This window comes from Microbacterium sp. ZW CA_36 (genome assembly GCF_044987475.1).
GTDB lineage: Bacteria > Actinomycetota > Actinomycetes > Actinomycetales > Microbacteriaceae > Microbacterium.
In genome coordinates this window covers 1-11,595 of sequence record NZ_JBJDRL010000093.1, presented here as the reverse complement: position 1 = coordinate 11,595, position 11,595 = coordinate 1, and the positions used below count along the sequence as shown (strand labels likewise).

The 11,595-nt window shown below is 70.0% G+C and carries 11 protein-coding genes and 1 pseudogene; 2 read left to right on the top strand and 10 right to left on the bottom strand.

From position 1 onward, the window contains the following. Positions 1-41 precede the first annotated feature (41 nt). The 8 genes and pseudogenes from ACI3KX_RS20865 to ACI3KX_RS20830 form a co-directional block, all read right to left on the bottom strand. Positions 42-200, bottom strand: a pseudogene (locus ACI3KX_RS20865) (LacI family DNA-binding transcriptional regulator); the annotation flags it as partial. Continuing rightward, positions 197-1,726: a sugar ABC transporter ATP-binding protein gene (locus ACI3KX_RS20860; RefSeq protein WP_363354617.1), complete on the bottom strand. Its 1,530-nt coding sequence runs from the start codon at positions 1,724-1,726 to the stop codon at positions 197-199. The pseudogene ACI3KX_RS20865 and the gene ACI3KX_RS20860, both read right to left, overlap by 4 nt. A gap of 49 nt (positions 1,727-1,775) precedes the next feature. Beyond that, positions 1,776-2,795 (bottom strand): ABC transporter permease subunit, encoded by a 1,020-nt coding sequence (locus ACI3KX_RS20855; RefSeq protein ID WP_349428741.1) that lies wholly within the window; start codon positions 2,793-2,795, stop codon positions 1,776-1,778. Beyond that, entirely contained in the window at positions 2,792-3,874 is a 1,083-nt protein-coding gene (locus tag ACI3KX_RS20850) for an ABC transporter permease (protein WP_349428740.1), read from the bottom strand. The genes ACI3KX_RS20855 and ACI3KX_RS20850 overlap by 4 nt, the downstream gene beginning before the upstream one ends. Then, positions 3,871-5,403 (bottom strand): sugar ABC transporter ATP-binding protein, encoded by a 1,533-nt coding sequence (locus tag ACI3KX_RS20845; RefSeq protein ID WP_404910943.1) that lies wholly within the window; start codon positions 5,401-5,403, stop codon positions 3,871-3,873. The genes ACI3KX_RS20850 and ACI3KX_RS20845 overlap by 4 nt, the downstream gene beginning before the upstream one ends. 81 nt (positions 5,404-5,484) lie before the next feature. Further along, positions 5,485-6,462, bottom strand: coding sequence for an ABC transporter substrate-binding protein (locus ACI3KX_RS20840; RefSeq protein WP_363354613.1), 978 nt, complete (start codon positions 6,460-6,462; stop codon positions 5,485-5,487). A 312-nt stretch (positions 6,463-6,774) separates the two neighbouring features. Continuing rightward, the gene (locus ACI3KX_RS20835; protein ID WP_404910942.1) at positions 6,775-8,022 is read right to left on the bottom strand and encodes an MFS transporter; all 1,248 of its coding nucleotides are present in this window, start codon (positions 8,020-8,022) and stop codon (positions 6,775-6,777) included. A 199-nt stretch (positions 8,023-8,221) separates the two neighbouring features. Next, positions 8,222-9,211 carry a DUF5937 family protein gene (locus ACI3KX_RS20830; RefSeq protein WP_363354609.1) on the bottom strand — a complete coding sequence of 330 codons (990 nt, stop codon included), beginning with the start codon at positions 9,209-9,211 and terminating at the stop codon, positions 8,222-8,224. 74 nt (positions 9,212-9,285) lie between these two features. Here ACI3KX_RS20830 and ACI3KX_RS20825 point away from each other — a divergent pair, with 74 nt between their 5' ends. Both ACI3KX_RS20825 and ACI3KX_RS20820 read left to right on the top strand, forming a co-directional pair. Next, positions 9,286-9,669, top strand: coding sequence for a cupin domain-containing protein (locus tag ACI3KX_RS20825; protein WP_363354607.1), 384 nt, complete (start codon positions 9,286-9,288; stop codon positions 9,667-9,669). 13 nt (positions 9,670-9,682) lie between these two features. Beyond that, the gene (locus tag ACI3KX_RS20820) at positions 9,683-9,973 is read left to right on the top strand and encodes a DUF4287 domain-containing protein (RefSeq protein WP_404910941.1); all 291 of its coding nucleotides are present in this window, start codon (positions 9,683-9,685) and stop codon (positions 9,971-9,973) included. 127 nt (positions 9,974-10,100) lie between these two features. Here ACI3KX_RS20820 and ACI3KX_RS20815 read toward each other — a convergent pair whose 3' ends face one another. Continuing rightward, the gene (locus ACI3KX_RS20815; protein ID WP_363354603.1) at positions 10,101-10,694 is read right to left on the bottom strand and encodes a DUF1992 domain-containing protein; all 594 of its coding nucleotides are present in this window, start codon (positions 10,692-10,694) and stop codon (positions 10,101-10,103) included. Next, positions 10,691-11,542, bottom strand: a complete 852-nt coding sequence (locus ACI3KX_RS20810; RefSeq protein ID WP_363354601.1) for an NAD(P)-dependent oxidoreductase — start codon at positions 11,540-11,542, stop codon at positions 10,691-10,693. The genes ACI3KX_RS20815 and ACI3KX_RS20810 overlap by 4 nt, the downstream gene beginning before the upstream one ends. Between the last annotated feature and the right edge of the window lie 53 nt (positions 11,543-11,595).

The window sequence follows — 11,595 nt, the reverse complement described above, 5'->3', positions numbered from 1 at the left end:
AGAGTGGATCGTCGGCAGCGTCAGTTGTGTATAAGAGACGGGTACCGCAGCTGCGCGATCGCCTGCTCCACCCGTGCGCGTGTGGCGGGGCGGACGTTGGGCAGGTCGTTGAGCACCCGCGAGACCGTCTGGTGCGAGACGCCCGCGAGCCGGGCCACGTCGAAGATGTTCGCGGAGCGCGCCTGCTTCTCGTCGGTCACCGCACTCCCTCCTCATCGGCATCGTCGGCCTGTGCGACGAGCGCCATGAGGGACTCGACGGTGAGCGAGTCGGACGGCAGCGTGTCGACCACGCGGCCGCCGCGCAGGATCGCGACGCGGCTGGCGACGCGCAGCACCTCCTCGAGCTCCGCCGAGATGAACATCACCGACAGCCCGTTGTCGGCGAGCTCGCCCACGAGGTTCTGGATCTCGACCTTGGCGCCGACGTCGATGCCGCGCGTCGGCTCGTCGAGGACGAGCACGCGCGGTGAGAGCGCGAGCAGTCGTGCCAGCAGCACCTTCTGCTGGTTGCCGCCGGATAGCGTGCCCGCGGGGCGGTCCGGGTCGGCCGGCCGGATGTCGAGCGCCTCGATCCAGCTCATCGCGAGTTCCCGGCGGCGCTGATCCCGCATGCGCCGGAACACGCCTCGCTCCGCCTGCAGCGCGAGGGTGATGTTGTCCTGCACGCTGAGCTCGCTGATGATGCCCTCGGTGCGGCGGTTCTCCGACGAGTAGACGATGCCGAACGCGATCGCCTCGCGAGGGCTTCTCGGCTCCACGCGGCCGCCGCTGATCGTGATGATCCCCGCGTCCAGCCGGTCGGCTCCGGTGATCGCGCGCGCCAGCTCGGTCCGCCCTGAGCCGAGGAGTCCCGCCAGCCCGAGCACCTCGCCCTCATGCAGCGCGACGTCGGCGTCGGCGATGCCGGGAGAGACCGTCACGCCGTGAGCGTTGAGCAGAGCGGATGCCGCCTCCGGGGCGGCGTCGACGCGATCGCGTGTGCCGAGGTCCGAGAGGCTGCGCCCCAGCATCTTCTCGACGAGGTCTATGCGCAGCAGCTCCGTCGGCAGGTACTCGCCGACGAGCCGGCCACCCCGGAGGACGGTGATGCGGTCGGCGATCTCGTAGACCTGGTCGAGGAAGTGGGAGATGAAGATGATCGCGACGCCGCGCTCCTTGAGGTCGCGCATGACGCGGAAGAGCTCGGCCACCTCGTCGATGTCGAGGCTCGAGGTGGGCTCGTCCAGCACGAGCACCCGCACGTCGATCGAGATCGCCCGCGCGATGGCGACGAGCTGCTGGACGGCGAGCGAGTGGCTGCCGAGCATCGACGCCGGATCGATCGTCAGCCCGAGTCCCGAGAGCACCTCGGCAGCGCGCTCGCGCATCGCCGACCAGTGGATCGTGCCGAAGCGGCGCGGCTCGCGGCCGAGGCAGATGTTCTCGGCCACGGTGAGATTCGGCAGCAGGTCGATCTCCTGGTAGACCGTGCTGATCCCCGCGCGCAGCGCGTCGGCCGGTGTTCCGAACCGGACGGGGTGCCCGTCGAGCTCGATGCGTCCGATGTCGAGGTGCAGCGCCCCGGTGAGGGCCTTGATGAGCGTCGACTTGCCGGCGCCGTTCTCTCCCATGAGCGAGTGCACCTCGCCGGGGAAGACGCGGAAGCGCACGTCGTCGAGCGCGGTCTCCGCGCCGAACCTTACCGTCGCCCCGGTGAGTTCCATGAGCGGACGCCGCTCGTCCATCACGCCATTATGTCGTGCGACGCGAACGGGTCCTCTCATGGCACTCGGGTCATCGGCGACGGTCGGACCGGGTGACGATGAACCGCTGCACGACGATGAACACCAGCAGCAGCCCGCCGATGATGATGCGGGTCCACGACTGCTCCGCGCCCATGAACGCGATGATGGTCTTGATCACGCCGTACACGAGCACGCCGATCATCGAGCCGATCACATAGCCGGACCCGCCCGTGAGGAGCGTGCCGCCGATGACCACCGCGGCGATCGCGTCGAGCTCGGTGCCGACGCCGTTGAGCGGGTAGCCGGCGCCGGAGTAGGCCGTGAGGACGAGGCCCGCGAGGCCGCCGCAGACGCCGCTGATCACGTAGACGAGGATCTTCGTCCGCGCCACCGGAAGGCCCATCAGCCGAGCCGACTGCTCGTTGCCGCCGATGGCGTAGATCGTGCGGCCGAAGCGCGTCCACTGCGTGACGAAGACGCCGATTGCGACGATGAGGAGGGCGAGGATGCCGGTGGGCGTCAGGTACCAGTCGCCCACCGTGAGCCGAGTGCGCTGCAGCCACAGCACCGCGGGGTCCTCGACGCGGATCGACGACAGGCTGACGACGAACGCGAGGCCGCGAGCCAGGAACAGGCCGGCGAGTGAGGCGATGAACGGCTGCACGTCGAAGTAGTGCACGAGCACGCCTATCAGCAGGCCGATCGCGGCGCCGCCGAGCAGCATGAGCGGAATCGCCACGATCGCGGGGAGCCCCTCGGCCAGCAGCTTCGCGCACAGGATGCCGGTGAACGCCATCACGGACCCGACCGACAGGTCGATGCCGCCCGTCAGGATCACGAACGTCAGGCCGACGGCGAGGATCAGCAGGTAGGCGTTGTTCAGCAGCAGCGCCGAGAGGTTCCGAGGCGTGATGAAGTTGCCGAACGCGAACTGCGCGCCCACGAGGAGCACGATCAGGATCACGATGGCCGCGAACGTCGGCATGAGCGACGAGTGACGGCTCAGGAAGGTCGCATAGCGGGCGCCGAGCGTCGGGCGCCCGGCCTCGGTCTGAGTCGTCGTGGTCATCGGACCGCCTCCGCCTTCGTCGGCTCCGTCGTGGTCGAGGGTGTGGGTGCGGGCGTGCTCGGACCGCCGCCGCCGGAGCGGCGCGAGGCGATCAGCCCGCGGGCGAACCGGTGCAGCCGCGGCGACTGGACGAGGACGACCACGATGACGACCGCTGCGAAGAACACGGGCGCCTGCGCCGACGGCACGCCGAGGAACAGGATGGTGGACTCGAGCGTCTGGATCGTGAGGACGCCGACGACCGTGCCCGCGATGGTGAACTTGCCTCCCATGAGCGATGTGCCGCCCAGCACGACGGCGAGGATCGCATAGAGCTCGATGTACAGCCCCGCGGCATTCGCGTCGGCAGCCATGATGTTCGAGCTGTAGAGGACACCCGCCATGCCGGCCAGCACGCCGCTCGCGGCGTAGGCGCCGAAGACGATCCCGCGGGCGCGGACGCCCGCCAGCCGGCTCGCCTCGGGGTTGATGCCGACGGACTCCGTGAGCACGCCGAGCGCGGTGCGCCGCTCGAGCAGTGCGATGACCGCGATCGCCGCGATGGAGATGAACAGGGCGAACGGGAGTCCGATGACGTAGCCCGTCGCGATGAACTTGTAGGGCGCGCTGGTGACCGTGGTGATGAACCCGTCGGTGATGAGCAGAGCCACGCCGCGGCCCGCGAGCATGAGCACGAGGGTCGCGATGATCGGCTGGATGCCCAGCACCGCGATGAGGAAGCCGTTCCACACGCCCAGGACGAGGGCCACCAGGATGCCGACCAGGAGCGCGACGGCGACGGTGGCGCCGCTGCCCGGATCGCCGGAGGTGTCGATGATCGTCAGCGCCACCGCGCCTGAGACGGCCATGATGGCGCCGACCGAGAGGTCGATGCCCCGGGTGGCGATGACGATCGTCATGCCGAGGGCCACGAGCATGAGCGGCGCGCTGTTGCGGAGGATGTCGATGAGCGCTCCGTACAGCTGGCCGTCGCGCACGGTGATGCTGATGAACTGCGGCCGCGCGATCGTGTTGACCACGATCAGTGCGAGCAGGGCCGCGACCGGCCAGAACAGCCGGTGTGTGACGAGCTTCTTCACGCTGCGCTCCCCTCGCCCTCGTTGGCGATGTAGTCGATGAGCAGATCGAGGTCGACGGTGCTGGAGTCCAGCTCGCCGATGCGGCGTCGATCGCGCATGACGACGACTCGCTGTGCCAATCGAAGCACTTCTTCGAGCTCCGATGAGATGAAGATGACCGAGAGCCCCTGCGCCGAGAGCTCGGCGACCTTGCGCTGGATGTCGGCCTTCGCCCCGACGTCGATGCCGCGGGTGGGCTCGTCGAGGATGATCAGCTGCGGCGCGGTCGCCAGCCATCGGGCGAGCAGCACCTTCTGCTGGTTGCCGCCCGACAGATTGCGCACCAGCATGTCCGGGTCGGCCGGCCGGACTCCGAGTGCCGAGATGTACTCCGAGACCACCTGGTCGCGCTCCGCGCGGCGCACCGGGCGCATCCATCCCCGCTTCGCCTGGATGCCGAGCACGATGTTCTCGGCGACCGTCAGGTCGGCGATGACCCCTTCGGCGCGGCGGTCCTCGGAGGAGAACGCGATGCGATGGTCGATCGCGTGGCGGGGCGAGGTGAGACGTGCGGGCCGACCGCCCATCTCGACGGTTCCCGAGTCGGCCTTGTCGGCGCCGTACAGCAGTCGCACGAGCTCGGTGCGGCCCGAGCCGAGGAGCCCGGCGAGGCCGACGACCTCGCCCTCGTAGATGTCGAGGTCGCTGGGCTCCAGCATCCCTCTGCGTCCGACTCCGGTGGCGCGCAGCACCGGCGCCGCAGAGCGGTCGATGACGCGGTCGGCGGTGCGCGAGATGGCGGCGAGCTCGTCGAGCTCGCGCCCGATCATCTGGCTCACGAGGCTGTCGCGCGGCAGATCCGTCGCGATGTGCTCTCCGACGAGCCGGCCGTTGCGCAGCACCGTGATGCGGTCGGAGATCTCGTAGACCTGGTCGAGGAAGTGGCTGACGAACAGGATCGCGACGCCGTGGTCGCGGAGCTCTCGGATGACCGCGAACAGGCGCTCGACCTCGCCGCGGTCGAGGCTCGAGGTCGGCTCGTCGAGGATGAGCACCCTGGCGTCGAGCACCATGGCGCGGCTGATCGCGACGAGCTGCTGGATGGCGATGGAATGGCTCGAGAGGATCGAGCGCGTGTCGATCGTGAGGCCGAGGCCCGCGAGGTGCTGGGCGGCGAGCCGGTGGACGGCCTTCCAGTCGATGCCCGCGCGGCCTCTCGGCTCGTGCCCGAGCATCACGTTCTCGCCGACCGAGAGGTTGGCGCAGAGGTTGACCTCCTGGTAGACGGTGGAGATCCCCGCTGCCTGCGCGTCCGCGGTCGCCGAGAACACCCGCTCCTCGCCGTCGACGGCGATCGTGCCGCTGTCGATCTGGTACACCCCGGTCAGGGCCTTGATGAGAGTCGACTTCCCGGCGCCGTTCTCGCCCATGAGGGAGTGGATCTCACCGCGGCGCAGCGTGAAGTCGACGTGATCGAGGGCGAGGACGCCGGGGAAGCTGATGGTGATGCCCCGCATCGCGACGGCGGGGGTGTCTTCGTTGACGGTCATGCGCATCCGTGCTTTCGTGTCGAGTCCGACGTCCGTCGGGGATCGGCCTCAGCCGATCCCCGACGGACGCGGGGACGGGGATCAGTACGCGCGGGAGTCGATGACCTCGGCGGCCTGCTCCTGCGTGAAGGACTGGTCCTCGACGTAGACCTCCTTCTCGACGTCCTTGCCGTCGAGGACGTCGGTCACGAGGCCCGCGGCGAGCTCGCCGAGCAGCGGGTTGCACTCCACGATGAAGTTGATCTTGCCGTCGACGAGGGCCTGCATGCCGTCATGCACCGCGTCGATCGAGATGATCTTGATGTCCTCGCCGGGTACGCCGCCTGCCGCTTCGATCGCTTCGATCGCGCCCAGCGCCATGTCGTCGTTGTGCGCGTACAGAAGGTCGATGCCGTCCACGCCGTACTTCTGAAGGAAGCCCTCCATGACCGTCTTGCCGCCGTCGCGCGTGAAGTCGCCGGTCTGCGAGTCGATCGTCTCGATGGCCGTGCCCTCGATCGCCTCGTTGAATCCCTCGGCGCGGTCGTTCGCAGGCGCGGAGCCCGTGGTGCCCTCGAGCACGACCATCTTCGTCGGAGTGTCGGCGAAGTTCTCGGCCGCCCACTCGCCGGCGGTCACGCCCTCCTTCTTGAAGTCGAGGCCGACCCAGCTGGCGAAGAGATCGTCGGATGAGGTGACCGTGCGGTCTTCCAGCACGACCGGGATGCCGGCATCCGACGCCTCCTGGAGCACGTCGTCCCACCCGTCCTCCACGATCGGGGCGATGACGATCGCGTCGACGCCCCGGCTGATGAAATCGCGGACCGCCGCGATCTGCGCCGCCGGGTCGTTGTCGGCGGCGTTGAAGATGAGCTCGAAGCCGTTGTCCTCGGAGAACGCCTCCTTCATCGACTCGGTGTTGGCGCTCCGCCAGCCCGACTCGGAACCGGTCTGCGCGAAGCCGACCGTCACGAGCTCGTCGCCACCGGCGCCGGCGCCGTTGCCCGAGCTCGCGCAGCCTGTGGCCACCAGTGCCATCGCTCCCAGAAGCGCTGCACCGGCGAGAATCCTGTTCTTCATTCCCAAAACCTCCTCGTTCGGGTCCGGCATCGACGCCGGTATCACTGTGCACCGGGCCGCACCCATGCCGCCCGTCCGCCTGAATGTTAGCCTTCACATTCGGGGGTAGCACAAGATGTGAGCGGTAACATTTGCGTAACGCGGGAGTTTGTGCGGGTCCTGAGATCGCGAAATCTCGCGCAACTTCGCGAAAGTGAGGGATCACATCCGTCGCGCAGCGTCAGCCGACGCCGTCGTGGTCTCTGTCGGAGCACATGAGCGCGTTCACAACGCGCCCCGCGGAGGACACCTGTCGGCCGGGACGCCTCGGCGTCAGTGTCGCGAAGCGACCGCGTTCCATACGCCCGCCCCGAGGACCACGGCGGCGGCGACCAGCGGAGCGACGAGGGCAGTCGCCGCCCCCGAGGTGTCGGCCACGAGACCGGTGACGGCCGATGCGGCGGACTGCCCGACGACGACGGCCGAGCCGAGCATCGTCATGACGGTCGCCGAGCGTCCGCGGGGGCTGAAGGCGGCCGCGAGGCTGTACTGGGTCACGAGCGTCGGCCCGATGCCCACACCGATCACGAGCAGGCAGATCGCCATCGCGCCGACCGTGCCGACGAAGGGCAGCAGGGCGGCTCCGGCAACGAGGATCGCCGCGAACGTCAGCCACCGTGCCCGCAGGCTGAAGCGGGCTGGGAAGAGCGCGACGCCGAGGGCGAGCGCCGCGGATCCGATGCCCATCGCCCCGTAGACGAGGCCGGCCTGCTCGGGCACGCCGCGCTCGGCCATGAACGCCGTGAGCGAGGTCAGCATGGCGCCGAAGAACAGACCCATGCCGAGTGCGCCCACGACGGGCGCGAAGACGCGAGCGCGGAAGAGCTCACCGAGCGGCGTCTGCGCGGGGCGGACGCCTCCTGCGGATGCCGTCGCCTTCGCGGCGGTCGGATGCAGCGCGAACGCGGTCACGAAGACCAGGCCCAGCACGGCGGCGCCGATCACCGGTGCCGCAGGGTTCAGTGTCGTCGCGAGCAGGCCGACGATGACCGGGCCGAAGACGAACACGATCTCGTCCGCCGCGGACTCGTATGCCATCGCGCCGTTCACGACGGGCGTGCGGCGCTCCTTCGGGTACGCCCGCCCGATGATGCCGACCAGGCGGCTCCGCGAGAGGGGTGCGACCTGCGGCATCGACGCGCCGATGAAGAAGGCGACCGCGAGCAGCGCGGCATCCGGCACCGGTGCGAAGGCCAGCCACGCGAAGGTCGCGAGCATGACGCTGTTGGCTGCGCCGGCGATCAGCAGCACGCGGCGCTGGCCGAAGCGGTCGGCCGCGGCACCCAAGAGGGGCCCCACGAGCGCGGTGCCGAGGCCGGTCATCGCGCTCGTGGCACCGCCGAGGGCGAGCGATCCGCGCGCCGATACGACGAGCGTCAGGATGCCGACCACCATCATCGCGAACGGCAGGCGCGCGATCAGCGCGATGGGGAAGTACGCGTAGCCGGCCTCGCGGATGAGGCTCGGGCGCGGGGCGGTGCGCGCAGGGCGCTGTCGCGCATCGGTGAGTGTCGTGTGCATCGTGGTTCGGGGCTTTCCGGCCGCAGATGGCGGCATTGCGTGCCGCCTTGTCCGCAGCGGAGAGGGCCGCAGACAGGTAGATGCACATCGAGGATGGCCCGGCCAGTCTACCGATGCCACCTGAGCGGGGCCTGGCTGCCGGTCTCGCCGGGGGCGGGGCGTCAGCGGCCGGTGGTGTGCCGGCGGCCGGTGGTGCTCGTCAGAGCACTGCGCCGACCATCGCCTCGCCGAGGGGCGTGCGGCGGTGCAGCACGCGTGCGCCTTCGCGCGTGCTCGCCAGGAGGCCCGCATCGCGCAGCACGGTCAGGTGGTGCGACGCGGTGGAGACCGCGAGGGCGGTGTCGCGCGCGACCTGGGAGGTCGTCCTCGGCTCGTGCGCGTCGAGCAGGATGCGGGCGCGCGCCGGCCCCAGCAGGGCGCCGAGGGCCGTGGTCGCGTCGGCGGAGTCGCGTGCCCACGTCGCCGTCACTCCCTGGGCCGGGTAGAACAGGGTCGGCTGCGCGGGCGGCTCGGTGAGCACGTTGCACCCCGAGGTGCCCATCACCGAAGGCACCAGAACCAGTCCGCTGCCGCGGCAGTCGACGACCTCGCTCCAGATCCGCATCGTGACGCGCACCGCCCCGTCGGTCCACGCGACGCGATCGTGCAGCGTCTGGATCATGGCGCCGATGCCGCTCTCGGCGATGCGCCGCGACCGCACCGCGATGTCGGCGCGGAGCAGCCGCTCCAGCTGCGTCCACACCGGGGCGACGCCGGCGTTCCAGACCGACAGCCACGCCTCCGCGATCACGGCCCGGGCGCGGTCGGGCTGGTCCAGCATGCGCTGCACGGCGGCCTGACGGGCGCCCTCGGTGCGCACGAGCACTTTGGTCATGTCGACGCGGAAGCGCTCGTCGTCGATGTCATGCAGCCGCTCCGCCTCCGCCTCGGGCGTGAGCTCCCACGTCGGAGTGGTCGTGAAGAAGTCGGGGAAGTAGCCCTCGTCGCGGATCAGCAGCGCGAGCACCTCGAAGTCCTCGCGCGGGATCGCGCTGCGGGTGGCCCGCATCCATCCCCACTGCAGCGGGTACTCGTCGGGCCGGAGCAGCGCGCGCACCGCGTGACACAGTTCGTGGCCGGGCGAGACGCCGAACCGGATCGCGGTGAGGTCGTCCGGCGCGAGCTGGAAGTCGACGAACTTTCGATCCACATCGAAACTATAGGCCGACTCGTGGACGGCGAGGAGGCTGAAGCCACACCAACAGCTAGCGGACGGAGCACCTCATGACCACCACCATTCCGGCCATCGTCCCCGCCGCCGACCTCGTCGTCGGCACGGGCAGCCTGCGCCGTTTCATCGGCGCCGAGCACGGCGCTGCCGTGTCGTACTTCTTCGTCGACACCGAGCCCGGGCAGGGTCCCGACATCCATCGCCACCCCTACGCCGAGACCTGGGTGCTGCTCGAGGGCGAGGCCCGCATCACGATCGACGGCGAGACATTGGATGCCGTCGCCGGCGATACGGCCACGGCCCCTGCCGGCGCCTGGCACCAATTCAAGAACTCGGGCAGCGGCCGCCTGCGCATGCTGTGCATCCACGCATCGGACCGCATCATCCAGGAGTGGCAGGACGAACCCGGCGTGATCGACATTCCCACCAGCGACTGATTGGATCCGGTTCATGACATTCCAGGCATACCTCGACAACATCGAGGCGAAGACCGGCCTCACGCCGCGCCAGTTCGTCGATCTCGCGCACGAGAAAGGCTTCGACGAGAGCACGAAGGCCACGCCGATCGTCGAGTGGCTCGCCGCCGACTACGGCCTCGGCCGCGGGCACGCGATGGCCCTCGTCCACGTCATCACCAAGGGTCCGCAGATCAGCGACAAGCACGTCGGCACCGGCACCGCCCACTCGGATCCGTCGAACATGCTGTGGCTCGACGGCAAGGCGACGAACCCCCACCCCTGACCGCCTCCGTCCGGTTCGGGGCGCGCCGCGTACAGCTGGGGCGCACCGCGCGCGCCCCGCACGCTCACGACGCGCCCCGAACCGGCAGAGAACGCGTACCGCGGCTACCCGCGCCGCGGCGCTGGCGCTACCCGCGCCCGCGGCGCCGCCACCAGGGGTGACGACGCCGCGCCGCGGCATCCTCCGCATCCGCCTGCGCCTGCGCTGCGACGCGTGCGCTGCGTCGCTCGCGCCACGCCGCCACTTCGGCGTCGACGTCGCGGGTGGGCGTCACGACCGGCGGGCCGCCCTGCAGCTGCCGCCGGGCCTCGATGATGCGACGGTTGAAGTCCTCGATGGCCTCCCGCACCTCGTCCTCGCGCGACAGCGCGTCGAGCCGGGCGTCGAGTTCGGCGTCCTCCACCCGAAGTCTCAGAGCCGGCGGGCCGAGCCCGGTGAGCTTCTCGGTCTCGATCTTCCGGCGGATCCACCAGTCCGGATCATGCGTGGCGCCGAGTCCGGGGATCGGCTTGCCCGCACCGGGCAGGTCGTCGAACTCTCCCCGCCGGATCGCCTGCTGGATCGAGTTCTCGACGACCGCAGCCCGCTCGGCCGCCGAGAAGCCCCGTGCCGGCGGTGCGGCGGCATCCGCGGCATCCTCTTCGTCCGATGTGTAGCCCTGCTCGCGCTGCCACTTCTCGAAGCGGTAGCGCTCGGCGGCTTCGCGCGGCCCCTCGGTCATGAGCCCGAGATGTGATCCCGCCACGAGTGCTGCGGGTCGTACCCGAGCAGACGCCGGGCCTTGTCGATCGAGAGCAGGGTGTCGTGCTCGCCGAACTCGCGGGTCGGCACGCCGGGGAAGACCTCGGCGACGAGCTCGGCGTTGGGCCGCGACATCACGGTGTCGGCGGCGGCGATGATGTACGTCTCGAAGCCGGGACGGGCGACCTCGAGCGCGCGCTCTACGGCCTGGGCGCCGTCGCGGGCGTCGATGTAGCCCCACAGGTTCCATTTGCGCTGGCGCGCGTCGGCGTCGTACGAGGGGAAGGCCTCGTAGTCCTCCGGCACCATCACGTTCGAGAACCGCAGGCCGGTGATCGACAGCTCGGGGTGCCACCGCACGAGTTCGACGGCCATGCGCTCCTCGAGCGTCTTCACGAGCGAGTACACCGACTCGGGTCGGGGCGGGTACTCCTCGTCTACGGGGATGTACGGCGGCGGCACGTCGAACGGCAGGCCGAGGACGGTCTCGCTCGACGCGTAGACGATGCGACGGATGCCGAGCCTCACGGCCGCCCAGAACACGTTGAACGTCGCGTTCATGTTGTTGTGGAAGGTCGCGACGTCGGAGCGGATGCCGGGGGCCGGGATGGCACCGAGGTGCACGACCGCGTCGAACCCGTCGTGGCGATCGCCCACCGCGGTCAGGGCGTCGACGACCTGGCCGTAGTCGGTGAGGTCGACCTGGACGAAATCGGGGCCGCGGGTGCCGACGACGTCGATGCCGAGGACGTCGTGGCCGGCCGCGCGCAGTTCGCGGGCGACCACGGTGCCGAGCTTTCCGGATGAGCCGGTGAGTGCGATGCGCATGACACCAGCCTGCCACTGCGCCGGGCTGCCGGGGCGGCCGGGGCCGCTCCGGC